We start from the raw sequence: 20,795 nt of genomic DNA on the forward strand, positions 1-20,795 counted from the left end.
TGCACGGCATGCGGTTTGCTGGAACACGGCAGCCGCATCGGCACATTGCTTCACCTGACCGCCAAGGAGAAATTCATGCATCGCGTCAACGAAATCATGTCGCAGGACGTCGTGCGGATCGCACCGACCGACTCGATCCGTCACGCCGCTCAACTGATGGAGCGCTACGACATCGGCGCGCTGCCCGTGTGCGACAACAACCGGCTGGTCGGGATGGTGACGGACCGCGATCTCGCGGTGCGCGCGATCTCGGCCGGCAAGCCGCCGGAAACGCGCATCCACGAGGTCGCGTCCGGCCCGATCGAATGGTGCTTCGACGACGATTCGCTGGACGAGATCCAGCACTACATGGCCGACGCGCAACTGCGCCGGCTGCCCGTCGTCGATCACGACAAGCGACTGGTCGGCATGCTGTCGCTTGCCGACATCGCGACGCGCACGGCCAGCCCCGAGCGCGACGACGTGGCGAACACGCTCGAAGGCGTGTCGCAACCGAAGCAGACGTGACGGAGCGGTTTTCCGCTTCGCCCCGCCCACCCGCGCGACCCGCAGGGCCCGGTCCCGGGCACGGTCGCGCCCCACACAGCCTGGAGGAAACCATGCAGACTCCCGATCAAGGTCAGACCCGCATCATCGGCAAGGGCGCCGCGACGGCGGCCGGCCCCGGTCCCGACGTGATGGCCGCCGATACGCTGGAAGGCGACAAGGTCTATACGACCGACGGCGACGACGTCGGCAAGATCAAGGACATCATGCTCGACGTGCGCTCCGGCCGCATCGCGTATGCGGTGCTGTCGAGCGGCGGCATCCTCGGCATCGGCGACAAGCTGCACGCGATTCCGTGGAGCGCGCTGACGCTCGACACCGAACGCAAGTGCTTCCTGCTGTCGGTATCGTCCGAGCGGATTCGCAATGCGCCGGGGTTCGACAAGGACCACTGGCCGGCGATGGCCGATCCGCAATGGGCCGAGCCGCTGCACGAGTTCTACGGCAGCACGCCGTACTGGAGTGCCGGCGACGAGCTCGGGTTGACCGATCCGACCGAAGACCTCGACGATCCGCGCACGCGCGGCCGTCACTGACCGCACCGTGTGACGCGGCGCCGGTTCGCCGGCGCCGCCGTTCCGCATTCGTTTCGTATTGAGTCGAGACGCCCCGCCCGCGCGGGGCGTTTTTTTGTCCTCGCTGCGACGATGGACGCCGCGCGGGCGCCGTGCCCCGTTGCGCTACGACCGATGCCGCAACGCGTCGATCACGACGGAGAACGCGCGCGACGCCTGACGGCGGCTCGGATAGTACGCGTGATAGCCGGGAAACACCGGGCACCAGTCCGGCATCACGATCCGCAGCGCGCCGCTGCGCAGATGCGCGTGCGCCACGTCCTCGGCGACGAACGCGATGCCGAAACCGTCGAGCGCCGCCTGCACCATGTGCGGCTGCGTATTGCAGGTGATCCGGCCGTTCACGCGCGCCTGGATGGCGTTCCTGCCCTTCTTCAATTCCCACGCATAGATACTCTTCGCGGTCGCGAGCCGCAGCGTGACGCAGTCGTGGTCGAGCAGGTCCTGCGGCTTCTTCGGCGGCTTGCGGCCATCGAGATAGGACGGCGCCGCGACCATCGCCATCGGGATGTCGGGGCTGATGCGCACCGCGATCATGTCCTGCGCCACCTGGTCGCCGTACCGCACGCCGATGTCGTAGCGCTCCTCCACGATGTTCGACAGCCCGTAGTCGACCGACAGCTCGACGCGGAGGTCCGGATAGTCGGGCAGCACGTTGCGCAGCTTCGGCCAGATGACCGTGTCGATCGGATGCTCGGTGGCCGTGATGCGCACCACGCCGGCCGGCTTGTCCCTGAAATCGGACAGCGCGTCGAGTTGCGCCGAAATCTCGTCGATGCGCGGCGCGACCGCGCGGAACAGCGCTTCGCCGGCCTCGGTCGTCGACACGCTGCGCGTCGTGCGCGCCAGCAGCCGCACGCCGAGCCGGGTTTCGAAATCGCGCACGGTCTGGCTCAGCGCCGACTGCGACACGCCGAGCCGCGCGGCCGCGCGCGTGAAGCTGCGATCGCGGGCCACCGCAAGAAAGACGAGCAGATCGTTGAAATTTTCGCGCGCCATGTCGAAAGGCTCCGGTCGGGACGAACGCCAATCGTAGCACCGGCGGTGGCGATTCATCGTTCCAGCTAATAAGTCCAAGCGCGCTGCACTACTTAATCGATGCCGGACGGCTCGCTAGACTGCGAAGCCATCGATCCGTCGCATCGCGCTTCAGCCCGACGCGCCGGCCACCCGCTTTCAGGAACCAGACCCACCATGAATACCCGCCTTCTCACCGCCATTACCGCCTTCGTCGCGCTCGTTGCATCGACCCCGCTATTCGCGCAATCCGCACCGGGCCTCACACGCGAGCAGGTTCGCGAGGACATGGCTCGCTACGCGGCCGCCGGTTTCAATCCCGCCCGCCTGAATCCGCGTACGTGGGTCGACGACGCGCAGGCCGCCGCCGTCAGCGTGCAGGCCGCGCGCAACGGCGACGCGCGCACGCATCTGGCCGGCCGCGACACCGCCGCGCATTGCGACTGAGCACGCGACCGACACCTTCCGCCCGAATTTCCATCATGCAATCCGTTTCCACTCACGAGCGCGGCGCCGCGCCGGGCCACCCCGCCGCGTGGGGCGCCGTGCTCGCGATGTCGCTCGGCGCATTCGCGCTGGTCGCGTCCGAATTCATGCCGGTCAGCCTGCTCACGCCGATCGCGGGCGACCTGCACGTCAGCGAAGGCCAGGCCGGCCAGGCGATCTCCGTGTCCGGCGCGTTCGCGCTCGTGACGAGCCTGCTGATCGCGTCGCTCGCCCGCCGCTGCGACCGCAAGCGCTTGCTGCTGTCGCTGACGCTGCTGACGATCGTGTCCGGCACGGTCGTCGCGTTCGCGCCGAACTATGCGGCGTTCATCGCCGGCCGCGCGCTGATCGGCGTGGCGATCGGCGGCTTCTGGTCGATGTCCGCCGCGACCGCGATGCGCCTCGTGCCCGATCGGCAGGTGCCGCGCGCGCTGGCGATCGTGAATGGCGGCAACGCACTCGCGACCGTCGTGGCCGCTCCGCTCGGCAGCTTCCTTGGCGCGATCGTCGGCTGGCGCTGGGCGTTCTTCTGCGTCGTGCCGGTCGCCGCGCTCGCGTTCGGCTGGAAGCTCATCAGCCTGCCGTCGATGCCATCCGCGCCACGGCGCACGCACGTCGGCGCGGCGACGCTGCTGACCCGGCGGCCGGTCGCGTTCGGCCTGGCCGCGGTCGGCGTGTTCTTCATGGGACAGTTCGCGCTGTTCACCTACCTGCGCCCGTTTCTCGAAACCGTCACGCATGTGGGCACGACCACGCTGTCGCTGATGCTGCTCGTGATCGGCATCGCGGGCGTCGCGGGCACCGCGCTGATCGGCGGCGTGCTGAAATACGGGCTGTACCGGACGCTCGTCGCCACGCCGCTGCTGATGGCCGCGATCGCAGTCGCGCTGACGGGCTTCGGCGCGTCGACGGCGACCACCGCGTGCCTGCTCGCGCTGTGGGGCCTGCTCGGCACGGCGGCGCCGGTCGGCTGGTGGACCTGGCTCGCGCGCACGTTGCCGCACGACGCGGAAGCCGGCGGCGGGCTGATGGTGGCGGTCGTGCAACTGGCGATCACGCTCGGCGCGACGACGGGCGGCCTGCTGTTCGACCTGCGCGGCTACCGCGCGACCTTTGCGCTGAGCGCCGCGCTGCTCGTCATCGCCAGCGCGCTGGCCATCGCGGCGGGGCGGTCGACGGCCCGGGCCACGCGGCGCGCCGACGCCTGACCGGCCGCGCCCGGCGCGCCGCCAGCCTTTTTACAAGGGCCGTGTAACGCCCTCGTCCGGCTTCACCGCGCCGCCGCTCGCCGATTCGAGGTAGCCCAGCAGCCGGTGCGGCGTCAGCGGCTTCGCGCAGTGCGCGTCGAAGCCGGCTTCCTTCGCGCGTTCGCAATCGCGCTGCGATACGAGCCCGCTGCATGCGACCAGCAGCATGTCCGACGTTCGCGGGTCGCCACGCAGCCGCGCCGCGAGCTGCAGCCCGTCGAGGCCCGGCATCGCGATGTCGAGCACCACCGCGAACGGCTGCCAGTCGCGCGCGACGTCGCACACGGCGAACGGATCGTCGGCGACCCGGCACTCGAAGCCGCGCGCCTCGAGCAGCAGGCGCAGCGCATCCGCCGCATCGCGATAGTCGTCGACGACCAGCACGCGGCGCGGACGGCGCGGCACGCTGTCGGGCGCGCGCCACAGCAGCACGTCGTCGGCGGCCGGATCGTCGCCGGGATCGGGTTGCATCGTGCTTCTCCTGTCGTTGGACCGGCTTGCGACGCAAGGCGCGCGCCCATACCGACTGCATGCGGCATGCCGGTTGCTGTCTCTTTCGCATCGTCGACCCAGGAGTCTTTCATGCGCACGATGCGGCTTCGATCGTCCGGTGTGCTTCCCTCTGCGCGTGCGACAGCACGAGCGCCGGCATGTTCCGCGCGAGGGCGGCGCGCCGCGCGTTCGGCCTGCGCCGGAGATACCGCATGACGCGCAAAACGCCCGACCGCCCGGCGCCGAAGCAGCAGCCGCCCGACGACGATGCCCCGGCCACGCTCGACGCGTGCCGCCGCTGCGCGCTGTGGGAACACGCGACACAGCCGGTGCCGGGCGCCGGGCCCGTCGACGCGCCGATCATGCTGGTCGGCGAGCAGCCGGGCGACCAGGAGGATCGTGCGGGCCTGCCGTTCGTCGGCGCGGCCGGCCGCATGCTCGACCGCGCGCTCGACGAAGCCGGGATCGAACGCGCGCACGTCTACCTGACGAACGCGGTCAAGCACTTCAAATGGGAACCGCGCGGCAAGCGGCGGCTGCACAAGACGCCCGCGCAGCGCGAAGTGGCGGCGTGCCACTACTGGCTCGAACGCGAACTGCAAGCCGTCCAGCCGCGCGTGGTGGTCGCGCTCGGCGCGACGGCGCTGCGCGCGGTCCTGCAGGACAATGACGCGACGCTGGAGCGCACGCGCGCCCCGGTGCGCACCGAGGACGGCCGGCTCGTCGTCGCGACCTATCACCCTTCGTACGTGCTGCGCACGCGCGGCGCCGATTCCCGCGAGCATGCATACCGCACGCTGGTCGACGCGTTGCGCACCGCGTCGCGCCTCGCCCGCGAGCGGCGCCACGGCGGCGGGCGCCCGGCGCACGGGGATGCCGGATGAGCGGATTCGACGAAGACGCGCCGCCGGCGGCCGAGGCGCCGCCGGACGCCGCGAAACCGTGGTATCGGCGGCTCGGCCCCGGCCTGCTCGCGGGCGCGTCGGACGCCGATCCGAGCAACGTCGCCGTCTACGCGCAGGCCGGCAGCCAGTTCGGTTTCAACATGCTGTGGATGATCGTCGTCACGCTGCCGATGATGGTCGCGGTGCAGCTCGCGGCGGCGTTCATCGGGCGGCGCAATCGCGAAGGGCTCGTGGCGGGCATCCGTCAGCACTATTCCGAGCGCGTCGCGAAGACGCTGATCGTGATGGTCGTGATCGTCAACGTCGTGAACGTGGGCGCCGATCTGGCGGCGATGGGCGACGCGACGGCGCTCGTCGTCGGCGGCCGCAGCTACTGGTATGCGCCGCTCTACGGAATCGCGTCGCTCGCGTTGCAGGTGATGCTGTCGTACGAACGCTACGCGCGCTGGCTCAAATGGATGACGCTCGGCCTGATCGCGTACGTGCTCGAACTCGGCTTCGTGCACGTCGACTGGGGCGACCTGTTGCACGCGATCGTGCTGCCGCACATCGCCTTCACGCACGACTATGCGACCACCGCGGTCGCCGTGCTCGGCACGACGCTGAGCCCGTACCTGTTCGTGTGGCAGGCCGCGCTCGAAGTCGAGGAAACCACGGCCGAGCAACAGAACGGCGAGCGCAACTCGCGCCGCGAGACCGAACAGCGCATCACGTTCGACACGTGGACGGGCATGATCGTCACCAACGCCGTGTCGTTCTGCATCATGGTGATCGGCGCGGCCGTGTTCTTCTCGCACGGCCGGCACGACATCGGCAGCACCGCGCAGGCCGCCGAGGCGTTGCGGCCGATCGCCGGCGAAGCCGCGTTCCTGGTGTTCGCGTTCGGCATCGTCGGCTGCGGGCTGCTCGCCATTCCCGCGTTCGCGGGCAGCGCCGCCTACGGTTGCGCGGAAGCGTGGCGGTTTCGCGAAGGGCTGAACGAGCCGGTGCGGCGCGCGCCCGCGTTCTATACGGTGCTGGCGCTGTGCGTGATCGTCGGTATCGCGATCTGCTTCAGCCCGATCGACCCGATCCGCGCGTTGTACTGGAGCGCCGTGCTCAACGGTGTCGCGGCGGTGCCGATGCTCGTGCTCGTGATGCTGCTGTCGCAGCAGCGCGATGCGGCAGGCCAGCCCGGCAGCGGGCCGGTATCGAAAGTGTTCGGCTGGCTGGCGGTCGCACTGATGGCGGCGTCGGTCGCGACGATGATCGTCGATGTGCTGACGTGAGGGATTGAAGCGGGCTGCATAGATGGTTGCGTACGCAACCCGATGAACCGGAAAACGGGCGGTGCCGCCGCGCGCGACGCCGCCCGCCCGGGTGTTACATCATCTTGCCGCGCGAGCGCTCGGCACGTGCCGCGTCGGCGGCGGACTCCACCTTCTTCACTTCCTCCGGCGGCGGCAGCACCGCCTTGAAGCCCATCGACTCGATCCACATCTCGCGCGCCCAGCCACGCGTGTGATACAGGTGATGATCCTCGTCGGCCTCGACCTCGTCGTGCGCGGCCTTCAGCGCCTTCGCGGCGTCGCTGTCGGGCAGTTGATCAGCCGCGTAGCCGATCAGCTCCCAGTTCAGGTGATCCTTGGTTTCGGCCAGCACCACGCACTCGGCCGCGACCACCTGCGCGACCGCCGGGTCGGCCTGCTTCTTCGCCTGCTCGATCACCTGCACCAGCGACTTGCCGGTCGCCGCCACCGCGGCGCGCCCCGGCGACTGCGCATCGGGATCGAGGCCGAGCGTGTCGAATACCTTGCGCAGCACCTCCTGGTGATGCAGCGTCTCGCGATGGTACTTCTCCCATTCCTTATGCAGGTCCTCGTCGGTCGCGCACTGGAGCGCGGCCTCGTAGATCTGCGCGCCGCCAAGCTCGGTCTCGTATGCCTGGCAGAGCAGTTCGAGGATACCTTCGTGCTTCGATTGCCGTTGGGCCATGACTGCTTCTCCGAAAAAGCGGGCCGCATGGGCGGCCCAGGGGTGGAACCGGGCGCGCGCTATTGCGCGCCCACCTTGCGTGCGACCGTCTGCGCCATGCTCAGGTGATGCTTGAGCGTCGGCAGCGTGGATTTGGCGAACGCGCGCAGTTGCGCGTCCTTGCCGTCGCGCGCTTCGTCCTCGAACAACGCGACCGCCTTCTGGTGCGCGTCGGGGCCGGCCGCCGCGAGATACGCGGTGTCGAAGTCGTGCCCGCTCTTGCCGCGCAGCGCCTCCACGTCAGGATCGGAAATCTGTTCGACCTGCGGCTTGATGCCCTTGCGCGCGGCGATTTCGTTGAGCTTCGCGTTCGCCTTGCCGTGATCCGCGACCATCCGTTTCGCGAACGCCCGCACGTCCGGCGACTGCGCCTGCTTCAGTGCGAGCTGGCTCGCCTGCACTTCCGCCTTGCCGGCCATCGCGGCCTTGTCGACGAACTCCGCGTCGGTGCCCTTCGGCGCTTTCGCGATGCCGGGATCGCCGGCGGCGCCCGCGCCCGACGACGGGTTGATCACGCCGCCCGGCACGTGCGCATTCGACGCGGGCGGCTCGCTCGGCATCTGCGCGCGGGCGAGCCCCGACACGGCGAGCACGCCGGCGGCGAGCGCAGCGATCGTCCAGTTGGGTTGTCTCATCAGCTTTCTCCTGGTGCTTGCGTGGAAACGGCCATCAGCCGCCGACGATCGAGCCGCCGTTCGGGTGCAGCGTCTGCCCGGTCATGTAGCTCGCGCCGTCCGACGCGAGCAGCACGTAGCAGTCGATCAGTTCGTCCGGCTGGCCCGGCCGCTTGAGCGGCACGTTCGAGCCGAATTTCGCGACCTGCTCGGGCGTGAACGTCGACGGAATCAGCGGCGTCCAGATCGGCCCCGGCGCGACCGCGTTCACGCGGATGTCGCGTTCGGCCAGCTCGATCGACAGCGAGCGCGTGAACGCGACGATCGCGCCCTTGGTCGCCGAGTAGTCGGGCAGTTTCGGGCTGCCGTGATACGCGGTAACCGACGCCGTGTTGACGATGCGCCCGCCCTCCTTCATGTGCGGCAGCGCGGCCTGCGTGCAGAAGAACATCCCGTATACGTTGGTGCGGAACGTGCGTTCGAGCTGTTCCTCGGACACGTCCTCGATGCCCGGCTGCGGATGCTGCTCGCCCGCGTTGTTCACGAGCACGTCGAGCCGGCCGAGCCGCTCGACCGTGCGGGCGACCGCGTCGCGCGCCTGCCGGCGATCGCCGACATCGCACGCGATCGCCTCGCAGCGCCGGCCGGCCTGCTCGATCAGCTGCTTCGTGTGCGCGGCGTCGTCGGATTCCTTCAGGTAGACGATCGCGACGTCCGCGCCCTCCTTCGCGAAACCGACCGCCACGGCGCGGCCGATCCCGCTGTCGCCGCCCGTCACCAGCGCGACCTTGCCGGCGAGCTTGCCGCTGCCGACGTAGTCGGCCGCCTCGTCGCGCGGCTTCGGGTGCATGTCGCGCTCCGTGCCCGGCTGCTGCGTCTGTTTCTGCGGCGGGGGAGTCTGTGCGGTGGTCATGGGTTCCTCCTTGAACGGGTGCCGCCGATGCTGCGCAAGCGGCGTGCCGCGCGCGGCGCGCGCCGGCCCGCACGCGGCGGCCGTGCTTTCAGGGTTGGCGTTGCAAGCGTTTGGAAAAAGGTCAGCGCGGGCCGCCGGACGGGGCTTCGTCGGGCCGGCGCACCGGATCGAAATCGCGCCATTCGCCGTCCTGCCAGTCGCCTTCGACGCGCTCGATCGACTTCGCGCCGGTCGCGCGCAGCACGTCTTCGGCGGCGGTCGCGGTGTCGGGCGTCACGCGCGCGGCGAGGATCACGCCGGTCTCGCTCTGCGCGAGCGTGCCCTTGCCTTCGGCCTGCTCGCCGCGCATGCGGCCGAGCGCGCCGCCGAATGCGCCGAGATAGGCGCCGGCCAGCGCGGCGGCGGCCGGCACGAACCAGTAGCGCAGGCCGAGCGCATAGACGATCAACCCGAGGACGACGCCGATCACCAGCCCCCGGATCGCGCCGACCATCGCGCCGCGCCCGCCGGGCTTGGCCGCCGTGTCGGCATACACGTCGCCGCCGATCGGGAAGCGCGCGTGCTGGCCGCCGGGGTTCAGGAAGAAGATCGACACGTCGTCCGGCCCGAACGCGCGCTCGTAGAGGTGACGCGCCCCACCTTCCGCTTCATCGAACGTCGTGAAACGGCCTGCGACGATCATCGCCATGGTCGTGCTCCTCGTGATGAATGCGCCGCGCGCGCAAGCACGCGGCGCGACGGGGCGACGCTCACATCAGCCGCCCGAGTTCCTTCGATACCGATGCCGGCGTGTCGTACTCGCGCTCGGGAATCCTGCGCAGCATGTCGAGCACCGCCGGGTCCGCATGCGAGCGTTCCGCGCACTGCACGACGTCCGACTTGCTGGCCGGGTAGTCCATTCCCTTCAGCGCCTTCTGCACGTCGACCGGACTCGGCGGCTTGCCGTGGCCCGTCTGATGGCCGCCCTTGTCGTGGTCCTGCTGCGTGCGCTCGCCTTCGTGCGCGCGCGAGTGGCTGTATTCGTGGCCCGTATGTTGTCGGGATGTCATGAAAGCCTCCTTGGAAAATGAACGAAATCACGCGGACTGCCGGCGCGCGCGCGCGAACGCGGCAAACACCAGCGCCGCCGCGCCCAGCGCGACCGCGCCGGCGACCTTCGGCCGCTGCACCACCGAGTTGTACGCACAGCTGCGCAGCACCGGCCCTTCCATGCCTTCGCGCTCGTGCAGCGCGTGGCGCGAGTCGTACAGCGCGTTGTCGTCGCGCGGCCGCGCGGGCCGCACCGTGCGCTGGCCGCGCGAGAACAGCGTGGCCGCGAGGCGATCGAACAGGCGCGGCGCGTGGTACGCGCTCGCCGACGTCAACTTGGCGGCCCCGCCGACGAACAGCGTGCGGCGCGGATGCGCGGCCGCGAACAGGATCGCGTCGGCCACCAGATCGGGGTCGTAGATCGGCGGCGGCAGCTTCGCCTCGACGTTCATGTAGTTCTTCGCGTGCATCACGAACATCGTGTCGATCGCGGCCGGCTTGATCAGCGTGACGGACACCGGCAGGTGATCCGCTTCCATCTCGAGCCGCAGCGAATCGGTGAAGCCCTTCACCGCGTGCTTCGACGCGACGTACGCGCTTTGCAGCGGCACCGGCGCGTCGGACGCCTCGCTGCCCATGTTGATGATCGCGCCGCCGTGGAAATCGCTCTTGCGCCGGAAATGGTCGGCCGCGACGAGCGAGCCGTGCACGACGCCCCAGTAGTTGGTGTCGAACAGCCGGCGCTGATCCTCGAGCGGCACCTGGGCCGCCGTGCCGAAAATCGACACGCCCGCGTTGTTGATCCAGGTGTCGAAGCCGCCGTACGTGTCGGCCGCCGCCGCGGCCGCGCGCTGCAGGTCCTCGACGTTGCCGACGTCGCCGGCGACCGGCACCGCGAGGCCGCCGTGCTGGCGGATTTCCTCGCACAGCGTGTTCAACGCTTCCTCGTTGCGCGCGAACAGCACGAGCTTCGCGCCGCGCCGTGCCGCCTTGCGCGCGGTGACGAGCCCGATGCCGCTCGTCGCGCCGGTAATCACGATCGTCTGTTCGCCGACCGGTTTGAGCATGCAGTTCATCGCTGGACTCCTGTTACGGTCGCGTCGCGGTTATTTGGGCCGAATGGTCAACTGGTCGCGCACGCCCTGCACGCCGTCGACCTGCTTCACTACGCTGACGGCCTGCGTGCGCTGCTGCTCGTCCGGCACGCTGCCGGTGAGCGTCACGGTGCCGTGCCGGGTCTTCACGTGGATGTCGCCGGCCGACAGACCGCTCGTGCCGACGAGTTCGGCCTTCGCCTTGGTCGTGATCGTCGCGTCGCGGATCTTCGTGCCGGTGCTCGAATGCGATGACGACGTCGATGACGAAGCGGTGGCGTCGTCGCCGGCGGCGACCGCGTTCGGCGCGACGACCATGCACGCGGCGGCCGCGGCGATCGCGACCGCCATGCCGGTGCGCAGCGCGCGTTGACGGCGGATGCGCGGGGAGCGGGCTTGCAGCGGGGATACCTTCATCGTGACCTCCTTTTCGTCAAGCCGGACGAGCCGGCAGGTGAACGGGAGTCGCGCAAGTCGCGTGCCGCGCCGCGTGCGCCGCATGCCTGCGCGCCACCGCGATCAGACGCCCTTTCATCCAACGCGTTGTAATTTTTTCGGCACACGGGGAAGCGGTTTTCCCCGCAATCCGGCGGGCATGCCGATTGCCGAGCGACTGACAAGGGTGGCCCGTGTGCGCGGCCCCGATACCGGGAGCAATACCATGCAAAGAATCGCGTTGATCAGTGAACATGCGTCGCCGCTGGGGGTGATCGGCGGCGTCGATGCCGGTGGTCAGAACATCTATGTCGCGAACGTCGCGAAGCAGCTCGCGGAGCGCGGCCTGGACGTCGACGTCTACACCCGCTGCGACAATCCGCATTTGCCGGAAGTCGTGTCGATCGGCCCGCGCATGCGCGTGATCCACGTGCCGGCCGGCCCGCCGACCGACGTGCCCAAGGAGCAGCTGCTGCCGTACATGGGCCCCTTCGCGCAGTACATGATCGCGCGCATGCGGCGCGAGCCCGATCCGGTCGACGTGATGCACGCGAACTTCTTCATGTCCGGCGACGCGGCGCTGCGCGTGAAGAAAGCGCTCGGCATCCCGCTCGTCACGACGTTCCATGCGCTCGGGCGCGTGCGGCGGCTGCATCAGGGCACGGCCGACGGCTTTCCCGATGCGCGCTTCACGATCGAGGACACGCTGGCGCGCCGCTCGGACCGCCTGATCGCCGAATGTCCGCAGGATGCGCTCGACCTGACGACGCACTATCGCGCCGACACCGCGCGCATCGAGATCGTGCCGTGCGGCTTCGACGCACGGGAATTCCGGCCGGTGCCGCGCGTCGATGCGCGCGCGCGGCTCGGCTGGCCGCAGGACGCATTCGTCGTACTTCAACTGGGGCGCCTCGTGCCGCGCAAGGGCATCGACACCGTGATCGACGCGCTCGCGCGCATGCCGCGCGACCCGCAACGGCCGACGCACCTGTACGTGGTCGGCGGCAGCCAGCCGACGCCCGACCCCGCGCGCGACCCGGAACTCGCGCGGCTCGCGGCATTCGCGCACGAGCTCGGCATCGCGAACCGCGTGACCTTCGTCGGCCGGCGCGATCGCGACGCGCTGCACCTGTACTACAGCGCGGCCGACGTGTTCGTGACGACGCCGTGGTACGAGCCGTTCGGCATCACGCCGGTCGAGGCGATGGCGTGCGCGGCGCCGGTGATCGGCAGCGACGTCGGCGGCATCCGCACGACCGTCGACGACGGCACGACCGGCTATCTCGTGCCGCCGCGCGACCCGGCCGCGCTGGCCGCGCGCCTCGTGCAACTGCGCGCGCAACCGGACCTGTGCGCGGCGCTCGGCCGCGCCGGCTACCTGCGCGCGCATCGCTTCTACACCTGGCAAGGCGTCGCCGACCGGCTCGTCGACATCTACCGCGACGTCGCCCACCCGCAGCGCGCCGGCACGTCGGCCGGCACCGGCCGGCGCACGCCGGTCGCCACCACGCGAGGCGTGCTCGCACACCGCAAGGAGAATACGTAATGAAGGGCTACGACCGAAAACGCGTCCTCGTCACCGGCGGCGCCGGCTTTCTCGGTTCGCATCTGTGCGAACGCCTCGTGACGGCCGGCCACGACGTGCTGTGCGTCGACAATTTCTACACGGGCACGAAGGACAACATCGCGCACCTGCTCGATGCGCCGAACTTCGAGCTGATGCGGCACGACGTCACGTTTCCGCTCTACGTCGAAGTCGACGAGATCTACAACCTCGCATGCCCGGCATCACCCGTTCACTACCAGCGCGACCCGGTACAGACGACCAAGACCAGCGTGCACGGCGCGATCAACCTGCTCGGCCTCGCGAAACGCGTGAAGGCGCGCATCCTGCAGGCGTCGACGAGCGAGGTGTACGGCGACCCCGACGTGCATCCGCAGGACGAGCACTATTGCGGCCGCGTCAATCCGACCGGCATCCGCGCGTGCTACGACGAAGGCAAGCGCTGCGCGGAAACCCTGTTCGCCGACTATCACCGCCAGTACGGCATCGACGTGCGGATCGCGCGGATCTTCAACACGTACGGCCCGCGCATGCACCCGGGCGACGGGCGCGTGGTATCGAACTTCGTCACGCAGGCGCTCGCGGAACAGCCGCTGACCGTCTATGGCGACGGCAAGCAGACGCGCTCGTTCTGCTACGTCGACGACATGGTCGATGCGTTGATCCGGCTGATGGATGAACCGGGGGATGCAAGCGAGCCGGTCAATCTCGGCAGCGACGTGGAGATCGCGATGATCGACGTCGCGCGGGAAGTCGTGCGGATCGTCGGCGCCAACGTGCCGATCGAATTCCGGCCGCTGCCGTCCGACGATCCGCGCCAGCGGCGGCCGAATCTCGCGGCCGCGCAGAAGCGGCTCGGCTGGCGCGCGACGACGACGTTCGCGAACGGGCTCGCGCACACCGCGCGCTACTTCATTCAGCGCCAGGTCACGCACCACACGCCCGGCGATCTCGTGCGCAGCACGCGCATCGCGTCGCATCTGCTCGCCCAGGTCCACACGCAGAACCGGCCGACGCCGACGACGTGACGCGGCCGATGCGGCCGATAGCCGAAGCGCGTCAGCCGTCGCGCTTCGTCACGTGCGCGATCTTGTGCGCCAGTTCGCGCACGTCGACCGGCTTGCACAGGTAGCCGTCGAAGCCCGCCTCCAGTGCACGGCGTTCGTCGGCGAGGCCCGCGTGCGCGGTGACGGCCAGCACGCGCACGCCGAGGGGGCCGCCGTCGCCGTTCGTCGCGCCGCGCCGCCGCAATGCGTCCAGCAGCCAGTAGCCGTCGCCGTCGGGCATCGCGAGATCGGACAGCACGACCGTCGGCCGCATGTCGGCCACCATCGCGAGTGCCTCGCGGCCCGACGACGCGATCGCGACCGCCGCGCCGAACGTGGTCAGCGCGGCGGTAAGACTGGCCCGCGTGGTCGCGTCGTCGTCGACGATCAGGATGCGCTGCGTATCGAGCACGAGCGCCTCGCGCTGCCCGCCCGCCTGCACGATGCTCCACGCCATCGCACCGCCCGGCTGCCAGCCGGCCGGCAGCGTCACCGTGAACGTCGTGCCGCGATTGCGGCCCGCACTCGCGACGGTCACGCTGCCGCCGTGCAGTTGCGCGATATGTCGCACGATCGACAGGCCGAGACCGAGCCCCCGCCGCGGCGACGCGGGCGAATCGTCCGCGCGGCGGAACATGTCGAACACGTACGGCGCGAACTCCGTCGCGATGCCCTGCCCCGTATCGGCGACGGTCAACACCGCGTGCACGCCGTCGCGCGCGAGGCCGACCGTCACGCTGCCGCCGCCCGGCGTGAATTTCAGCGCATTCGAGATGAGGTTCGACAGCATCTGCCGCAACCGCTCGGCGTCGCCCGACACGATGCACGCGGACGCGGCGCAGTCGAATTCGAGCATGATGCCGGCCGACGATGCGGCGGTCTGGAACGTGCCGACCTGATCGGAGAACAACCGCACGACGTCGACCGGTGTCGCGTCGAACCGCAGCTTGCCGGTCGCGAGCGACGACGCATCGAGGATGTCGCCGACCATCCGCGTGAGCGAACGGGCGCTGCGGTCGATCGCGTCGATCGCCTGATGCTGCAACGCGTGGTCGCCCGTATTGCGCAGCACCTCGATCCATCCGTAGATCACGTTCAGCGGCGTGCGCAATTCATGCGACACCGTGGCGAGCAACTCGTCCTTCAGCCGGTTCGACGTGTCGGCCTGATCGCGTGCATCGCGCGCGCCCTGCAGCGAGCGCTGCGCCCGCAGGTCGCGGCGACGCTGCGCACCGGTTTCGCGCAGCGTCAGGGACAGCGCGACGCACGCCCGCGCCTCGCCCTGCACCGGACACGCCGATACCGTCGCCCGAAAGCGCCGGCCGTCGCGCCGCACGCACAACAGTTCGAGCGGCCCGACCGGCTCGTGCATCGCGTCGAACGCGTCGGCGAGCGGATTGAGCCGCAGCCAGCGCCGCGCGATCAGCGTGTCGAACCTGCGGCCGCGCGCGTCGGCCTCGTCGTAGCCGAAGATCCGCTGCGCAGCCGCGTTCCAGCTGGCGATGCGGCCGTCGGCGTCGATCCCGACGATCGCGTCCGGCGACGCCTCGACGACCGCATGCTGGAGCCGCGACGCATCGACACGCGCGCGGTCCGCGCCGGCATCGCGCAGCAGCAGCACCGCGCCGTCCAGGTTGCCGTCCGCATCGCCGATCGGCGACGCGACCGCGACGATCGGCACCGGCTCGCCGCTGCCGACCTGCAGCCAGTGCCGGTCGGACGTCGCCTCGGCGCCGCCGAGCGCATGGTCGAGCGGCGTGGTCGGCACGCGGCGGCCTTCGTGATCGACGATCCGCAACACGTCGCGCACCGGCCGCCCCATCGCCTCGTCCGGCCGGCAGCCGACGAGTTCGGCCGCGGCCGCGTTGAGATAGGTGAGCCGCCCGTTCGGGTCGGTCGCGATCACGCCGTGCGGCAGGGCGCGCAGCACGGCCTCGAACTGCCGGCGCGCGGCCGCCTCGCGCCGGCGCGCGCGATCGTTCGTGAGCCGCGTGTGATGCAGCAGCGACGCGACCGCGCACACCAGCGCGCCGATCAGCATGAACGTGCCGAGCTGCACGAGCCGATCGGGCAGCGGCGCCGTGTAGGCGGCCGGATCGGACAGGAACAGCGTCCAGACGAGCAGCCCGCTGACCACCGTCGACACGATGCCGAACACGAACGACGTCGCCCACGCGGCGCCGGCGAGCAGCGGGTAATACAGCACGAACGGCAGATTCACGCCGCCGAACCGGATCGCGAGCGTCTGCAACACGGTCGCGATCGCGACCAGCATCACGGCCGTTGCGTAATTTCCGGCCTGCGGCCGTGCAATTTCGGTCATTGGACACGCTCCTGCGGGGACACTCGACAGCGGCCGGCGCGGGCGCCGCCCGCGGGCACGACGCATGCTGGCCGATCGGAACCGGCGGCCCGGCCGCTCACGATGGAGAACTTCACGCCATGCCCGACCCGACACGCTGGCTCGTCGTCTCGCCGCATCTCGACGATGCCGTCTTCAGTTGCGGGCAACTGCTCGCGCAGGCGCCCGGCTCGATCGTCGTCACCGTGTTCGCGGGCATCCCGCCGCACGGCACGCCCGCGCCACCGTGGGATCAGCGCGCGGGCTTCCGCCACGCCGACGAAGCGATGCGCGCGCGCCACGACGAAGACCGCCGCGCGCTCGCGCTGCTCGACGCCCGCCCCGTGTGGCTCGATTTCCTCGACGATCAGTACGGCGTACCGACTACGTCGACCGCGATCGCGACACGCGTGGCCGCGGCGATCGACGCGCACCCGGGCTTCGGCGTGCTCGCGCCGGCCGGCCTGTTCCACCGCGATCATCTGCAAGTGCAGGCGGCCATGCTGTCGCTGCTGCGTGCCGACGATCCGTCGCACGTCTGGCGCTTCTACGAGGACGTACCGTATCGCCGCATCGACGGGCTGATGACCCGGCGCGTGATCGAATGGCGCGAGCGCGGCTGGAGCGCGCAGCCGGTCGCGGCGCCGGCGGCCGGCGACACGCAAAGCGTCGCCGCGAAAGCCGCCGCCGTCGATGCGTACGCGAGCCAGGTAACGCTGCTGGAACCTCATATGCGTGCCGCTCTCCGCGAACCCGAAACGATCTGGCGGCTCGAATGCGACGTCACGTCCGCGTAACGCCCGCGCGCGTCGCGCTGCCGCCGGGCGAGCCGCGCGTGACCGCGATCGTGCTGACCTGCCGGCGCGCCGCCGAACTCGCGCGTACGCTCGAACACCTGTCCGTGCTGCCCGACCGGCCGGCGATCGTCGTCGTCGACAATGCGGCGGACGCCGACACGGCCACGCTGATCCACGACCGCTTTCCGCATGTCGCGCTCGTGCATGCGCCGGGCAACCTCGGCGCGGCCGGCCGCAATCTCGGCGTCGCCGTCGCCCGCACGCGCCACGTCGCGTTCTGCGACGACGATACGTGGTGGGCGCCCGGCTCGATCGCCGAAGCCGCGAACCTGCTCGACGCGTATCCGCACGTCGCGGCCGTCACCGCGCGCGTGCTGGTCGGCCCCGACGAACGCGAGGACCCGACCTGCCGGCTGATGGCCGACAGCCCGCTCGACGCGCCCGTCGCGCTGCCGGGCCGGCCGATCCTCGGGCTGCTGGCCGGCGCGACCGCCTTCCGGCGCGACGCGTTCGTGCGCGCGGGCGGCTACCATCCGCACTACTTTCTCGGCGGCGAGGAAGCGCTGCTCGCGCTCGACCTGTATCGCGCGGGGCACTGGCTCGTGTATGCACCCCGCCTGACCGTCCATCACTACCCGTCGACGCAGCGCGACCGGCCGACGCGCGCGCGCACCGCCGCCCGCAACGCGGTGTGGACCGCGTGGCTCAGATGGCCGGCAACGGCCGCGTGGCGGCATACCCTGCGCATGCTGCCGCTGCTGCGCCGCGAACGCGCGATCGTGCGCACGTTCGCCGGCCTGCCGTGGACCCTGCGCGAACGACGCACGATCCCGCCGCACGTCGAACGCATGCGCCGCCGCCTCGAGCGCGATACGCGCCGCGAGGCCGGAACGGAAACATGAAAGCGGTCGTAGCGGCATCAGGAATCCGGCTTCTCCGCTTCGTCTTCCAGTTGCGCGAGCCGGTTGTAGATCGTCTTCAGGCTGACGTCGAGCACCTCGGCCGCTTGCGCCTTCACGCCGCCGCATTGCGCGATCGTGCCGAGGATCAGCTTGCGGTCGACTTCCTCGAGCGGCGTGCCGAACGGCACCGTTACGCGATCTTCATGCGAATCGACCATGCTGGACAGCTCGTCCATGATCGGCGGCGGCAGCGTGTCGATCACGTCGGCATCGGTGAAGATGCTCGCGCGCTGCACGAAGTTGCGCAGCTCGCGCACGTTGCCCGGCCATTCGTAGGTCTTCAGCGCTTCGCGCGCGGCCGGCGAGAAGCGCAGGTTGCGGCCGCTCTCTTCGTTGTAGCGCTGCAGGAACGCATCGGCGAGCATCGGGATGTCGTCGCCGCGTTCGCGCAGCGACGGCAGCGGGATCGGGAACACGTTGATCCGGTGATAGAGGTCGGGCCGGAGCTTGCCGTCGGCCATCGCGGCTTCCGGGTCGCGGTTGGTCGCGGCGACGATGCGCACGTCGACGTCGATCTCGCGCGTCGAGCCGAGCCGCGTGACGCGCCCGGTCTCCAGCACGCGCAGCAGCTTGACCTGCGATTCGAGCGGCATCTCGGTGATTTCGTCGAGAAACAGCGTGCCGCCGTCCGCGCGTTCGAAGAAGCCCTTGTGCTGGCGTTCCGCGCCGGTGAAGCTGCCGCGGTCGTGACCGAACATCTCGCTCTCGACGAGATTCGCGGCAATCGCGCCGCAGTTCACCGCGAGGAACGGGCCGCGGCGGCGCAGGCTCAAGTCGTGCACCGTTTGCGCGGCGAGTTCCTTGCCGGTACCCGACTCGCCGGTGAGCAGCACCGACGCTTCGGTGCGCGCGACGCGGCCGATCGCGTCGTACACGGCCTGCATCGCGGGCGAGCTGCCGAGCATGCGGCCGAAGCGGCCGAGCCGCTGCAACTCCGAGCGCAACTCCGCGATTTCCTCGTGCAGCGCGGTCGTGCGCGGCACGCGCGCGAAGATGCTGTTCAGCCGCTGCATGTTGAGCGGCTTCACCAGGTAGTCGGTCGCGCCGCGGCGCAATGCGTCGATCGCGGTTTCGAGGCTCGCGTGGCCGGTGGTCAATACCATTTCGCAATGCGCGCGCTTCGGCAATGCGTCGAACAGATCCATCCCGTTGCCGTCGGGCAGCACGAGGTCGCACAGCACGAGATCGGGGGTGTGCGTCGAGACGAGCGTGCGCGCTTCTTCAAGCGTCGCGGCCGTATCGCACGTCAGTTGCTGCGTGCGTGCGAGCGTGGCGAGCATCGTTCGCGTATCGGCATCGTCTTCGACGATCAGGACGTAAGGCATCAAGGCTCCTTGTAATGCGGCCCGGCGCGTGCATCGGCCGGCACCGCGGCACGTGCAGCGTCATGCGCGTCATCATTTTCAACGCTGCACACGAACGGGCAGACAGGCTGTCCTGCACTGAAAACGAGTGCTTAGCAGTATAGAAGAACGACGTCGTGCATTCGCCGCTCATCGAATAAATCTATCTGTCGCCATAAATCGCATTGCCAGATTCAATGTCGGCGAATCGGTATAAAAGGTATTCTGAGTATGTGAAAAGCGGCGTGTGCCACGTCCTTTTTTACCTGGTCCCGACACATTCGGTCAAAACTTCCCAACCCGGTTATTACTCCATGTCGAAATCCGACGATGACGGCACGCGACTGTTCGGCCGTTCGCGAACAATTCAGGATCTGCTGCTGAAAGTGTCGCGCGTCGCCGCCACCCGCGTGAGTGTGCTGGTGGTCGGCGAAAGCGGTGCGGGAAAAGATATCGTCGCCCGGCTCATTCACGACATGAGCCCGCGCCGGCGCGGCCCGTTCGTGCCCGTCAACTGCGGCGCGATTCCGAAGGACATCGCGGAGTCGCAGTTGTTCGGTCACGAAAAAGGCAGCTTCACGGGTGCCGTTGCACAACATGTGGGCATGTTCGAGGCCGCGCGCGGCGGCACGCTGTTTCTCGACGAGATCGCCGAGATGCCGCTCGAATTGCAGGTCAAGCTGCTGCGCACGCTCGAAACCAACACGATCGTCCGCGTGGGCGGCCACGAGGCGATTCCGCTCGACGTGCGGATCGTCGCGGCGACCCATCACGATCCGGTCGAGGCACTGCGCAGCGGCACGCTGCGCGAAGACCTGTTCTACCGGATCGCACCGATCGCGCTGCACGTGCCCGCGCTCCGGCAACGCGAGGACGACGTCGGCGATATCGCGCTGCAGATCGTCGAACGGCTGAACGCGCGGCACCGCACGCGCAAACGGCTGTCGACGCAGGCGATGAAGGCGCTGCGCGCGTACACGTGGCCCGGCAACGTTCGCGAACTGCGCAATACGCTGGAGCGCGCGTTCATCCTCGCCGACGAGCAGATCGAGCTGCAGCTGCCGCGCCGCCCGCCGCCGCGCGAGGAAGTGCGTCACAACGCGATGACGCTGCATATCGGCACGACGCTCGCGCATACGCAGCAGCGCTTCATCGTCGCGTCGCTGCGGCATTTCAACGGCGACAAGCCGCGCACCGCGAAGGCGCTCGGCATCAGCCTGAAAACGCTGTACAACCGCCTCGCGCTGCTGCCCGAAAACGAGCGCAATGCAGTCAGTGGCAGCGCGCCGCCGAATACCGCGAACGGCGGCGGCAACGCACCCGCATCGCCGCCCGCGACGACGCCGTGAGTGCGGCGGGTCACGCCGCCATCACGC

The 20,795-nt window shown here is 69.7% G+C and carries 22 protein-coding genes; 11 read left to right on the plus strand and 11 right to left on the minus strand.

What is annotated here, in order from left to right:
- Positions 1 to 75 precede the first annotated feature (75 nt).
- Positions 76 to 507, plus strand: a complete 432-nt coding sequence (locus tag HWX07_RS08885) for a CBS domain-containing protein (protein WP_006498341.1) — start codon at positions 76 to 78, stop codon at positions 505 to 507.
- A 92-nt stretch (positions 508 to 599) separates the two neighbouring features.
- The gene (locus HWX07_RS08890; protein WP_006498342.1) at positions 600 to 1,082 is read left to right on the plus strand and encodes a PRC-barrel domain-containing protein; all 483 of its coding nucleotides are present in this window, start codon (positions 600 to 602) and stop codon (positions 1,080 to 1,082) included.
- 144 nt (positions 1,083 to 1,226) lie between these two features.
- On the opposite strand, the gene HWX07_RS08895 is transcribed toward HWX07_RS08890, so the two are convergent.
- Positions 1,227 to 2,120 carry a LysR family transcriptional regulator gene (locus HWX07_RS08895; protein ID WP_175876024.1) on the minus strand — a complete coding sequence of 298 codons (894 nt, stop codon included), beginning with the start codon at positions 2,118 to 2,120 and terminating at the stop codon, positions 1,227 to 1,229.
- Positions 2,121 to 2,315: 195 nt separating this feature from the next.
- Between HWX07_RS08895 and HWX07_RS08900 the strand changes: the two genes are divergently transcribed.
- Together HWX07_RS08900 and HWX07_RS08905 are read left to right on the plus strand one after the other, a co-directional pair.
- Positions 2,316 to 2,585: a DUF4148 domain-containing protein gene (locus HWX07_RS08900; protein WP_175876025.1), complete on the plus strand. Its 270-nt coding sequence runs from the start codon at positions 2,316 to 2,318 to the stop codon at positions 2,583 to 2,585.
- A gap of 35 nt (positions 2,586 to 2,620) precedes the next feature.
- The gene (locus tag HWX07_RS08905) at positions 2,621 to 3,832 is read left to right on the plus strand and encodes an MFS transporter (protein WP_175876026.1); all 1,212 of its coding nucleotides are present in this window, start codon (positions 2,621 to 2,623) and stop codon (positions 3,830 to 3,832) included.
- Between the two features lie 30 nt (positions 3,833 to 3,862).
- Here the strand turns inward: HWX07_RS08905 and HWX07_RS08910 are convergent, their stop codons facing one another.
- Positions 3,863 to 4,342, minus strand: coding sequence for a response regulator (locus tag HWX07_RS08910; RefSeq protein ID WP_175876027.1), 480 nt, complete (start codon positions 4,340 to 4,342; stop codon positions 3,863 to 3,865).
- 233 nt (positions 4,343 to 4,575) lie between these two features.
- On the opposite strand from HWX07_RS08910, the gene HWX07_RS08915 reads away from it, so the two are divergent.
- Together HWX07_RS08915 and HWX07_RS08920 are read left to right on the plus strand one after the other, a co-directional pair.
- Positions 4,576 to 5,247: a UdgX family uracil-DNA binding protein gene (locus HWX07_RS08915; RefSeq protein WP_175876028.1), complete on the plus strand. Its 672-nt coding sequence runs from the start codon at positions 4,576 to 4,578 to the stop codon at positions 5,245 to 5,247.
- Positions 5,244 to 6,536 (plus strand): divalent metal cation transporter, encoded by a 1,293-nt coding sequence (locus HWX07_RS08920; protein ID WP_175876029.1) that lies wholly within the window; start codon positions 5,244 to 5,246, stop codon positions 6,534 to 6,536. The genes HWX07_RS08915 and HWX07_RS08920 overlap by 4 nt, the downstream gene beginning before the upstream one ends.
- A 94-nt stretch (positions 6,537 to 6,630) precedes the next feature.
- Here the strand turns inward: HWX07_RS08920 and HWX07_RS08925 are convergent, their stop codons facing one another.
- The 7 genes from HWX07_RS08925 to HWX07_RS08955 form a co-directional block, all read right to left on the minus strand.
- Entirely contained in the window at positions 6,631 to 7,242 is a 612-nt protein-coding gene (locus HWX07_RS08925) for a hypothetical protein (protein ID WP_175876030.1), read from the minus strand.
- 59 nt (positions 7,243 to 7,301) lie between these two features.
- On the minus strand, positions 7,302 to 7,916 hold the full coding sequence (locus HWX07_RS08930) for a DUF4142 domain-containing protein (protein ID WP_175876031.1): 615 nt from the start codon (positions 7,914 to 7,916) through the stop codon (positions 7,302 to 7,304).
- A 34-nt stretch (positions 7,917 to 7,950) separates the two neighbouring features.
- Complete coding sequence (locus HWX07_RS08935) at positions 7,951 to 8,808, minus strand: SDR family oxidoreductase (RefSeq protein WP_027806751.1); 858 nt, start codon at positions 8,806 to 8,808, stop codon at positions 7,951 to 7,953.
- Between the two features lie 121 nt (positions 8,809 to 8,929).
- Positions 8,930 to 9,496 carry a hypothetical protein gene (locus HWX07_RS08940; RefSeq protein WP_027806752.1) on the minus strand — a complete coding sequence of 189 codons (567 nt, stop codon included), beginning with the start codon at positions 9,494 to 9,496 and terminating at the stop codon, positions 8,930 to 8,932.
- A gap of 61 nt (positions 9,497 to 9,557) precedes the next feature.
- On the minus strand, positions 9,558 to 9,857 hold the full coding sequence (locus tag HWX07_RS08945) for a DUF2795 domain-containing protein (protein ID WP_175876032.1): 300 nt from the start codon (positions 9,855 to 9,857) through the stop codon (positions 9,558 to 9,560).
- A 27-nt stretch (positions 9,858 to 9,884) separates the two neighbouring features.
- A complete protein-coding gene (locus HWX07_RS08950) occupies positions 9,885 to 10,913 on the minus strand; it encodes an SDR family oxidoreductase (RefSeq protein WP_012336603.1) in 1,029 nt (342 codons plus the stop codon).
- Positions 10,914 to 10,943: 30 nt separating this feature from the next.
- A complete protein-coding gene (locus HWX07_RS08955) occupies positions 10,944 to 11,348 on the minus strand; it encodes a BON domain-containing protein (RefSeq protein WP_175876033.1) in 405 nt (134 codons plus the stop codon).
- Between the two features lie 244 nt (positions 11,349 to 11,592).
- Between HWX07_RS08955 and HWX07_RS08960 the strand changes: the two genes are divergently transcribed.
- Positions 11,593 to 12,912: a glycosyltransferase family 1 protein gene (locus tag HWX07_RS08960; RefSeq protein WP_175876034.1), complete on the plus strand. Its 1,320-nt coding sequence runs from the start codon at positions 11,593 to 11,595 to the stop codon at positions 12,910 to 12,912.
- Positions 12,912 to 13,958 (plus strand): UDP-glucuronic acid decarboxylase family protein, encoded by a 1,047-nt coding sequence (locus tag HWX07_RS08965; protein WP_175876035.1) that lies wholly within the window; start codon positions 12,912 to 12,914, stop codon positions 13,956 to 13,958. The genes HWX07_RS08960 and HWX07_RS08965 overlap by 1 nt, the downstream gene beginning before the upstream one ends.
- 31 nt (positions 13,959 to 13,989) lie before the next feature.
- On the opposite strand, the gene HWX07_RS08970 is transcribed toward HWX07_RS08965, so the two are convergent.
- Complete coding sequence (locus HWX07_RS08970) at positions 13,990 to 16,299, minus strand: PAS domain-containing protein (RefSeq protein ID WP_175876036.1); 2,310 nt, start codon at positions 16,297 to 16,299, stop codon at positions 13,990 to 13,992.
- Between the two features lie 119 nt (positions 16,300 to 16,418).
- On the opposite strand from HWX07_RS08970, the gene HWX07_RS08975 reads away from it, so the two are divergent.
- Together HWX07_RS08975 and HWX07_RS08980 are read left to right on the plus strand one after the other, a co-directional pair.
- Positions 16,419 to 17,114: a PIG-L family deacetylase gene (locus tag HWX07_RS08975; RefSeq protein ID WP_175876037.1), complete on the plus strand. Its 696-nt coding sequence runs from the start codon at positions 16,419 to 16,421 to the stop codon at positions 17,112 to 17,114.
- The gene (locus HWX07_RS08980; RefSeq protein WP_175876038.1) at positions 17,093 to 18,016 is read left to right on the plus strand and encodes a glycosyltransferase family 2 protein; all 924 of its coding nucleotides are present in this window, start codon (positions 17,093 to 17,095) and stop codon (positions 18,014 to 18,016) included. Before HWX07_RS08975 ends, HWX07_RS08980 begins: the two co-directional genes overlap by 22 nt.
- Before the next feature lie 17 nt (positions 18,017 to 18,033).
- Here the strand turns inward: HWX07_RS08980 and HWX07_RS08985 are convergent, their stop codons facing one another.
- On the minus strand, positions 18,034 to 19,401 hold the full coding sequence (locus HWX07_RS08985) for a sigma-54 dependent transcriptional regulator (RefSeq protein ID WP_175876039.1): 1,368 nt from the start codon (positions 19,399 to 19,401) through the stop codon (positions 18,034 to 18,036).
- 332 nt (positions 19,402 to 19,733) lie between these two features.
- Here HWX07_RS08985 and HWX07_RS08990 point away from each other — a divergent pair, with 332 nt between their 5' ends.
- Positions 19,734 to 20,768, plus strand: a complete 1,035-nt coding sequence (locus HWX07_RS08990) for a sigma-54 dependent transcriptional regulator (protein ID WP_175876040.1) — start codon at positions 19,734 to 19,736, stop codon at positions 20,766 to 20,768.
- The last annotated feature ends 27 nt before the right edge of the window (positions 20,769 to 20,795 follow it).

Origin of the sequence: Burkholderia sp. BCC0097, assembly GCF_902832985.1 — a bacterium.
Classification (GTDB): Bacteria; Pseudomonadota; Gammaproteobacteria; order Burkholderiales; family Burkholderiaceae; genus Burkholderia; species Burkholderia orbicola.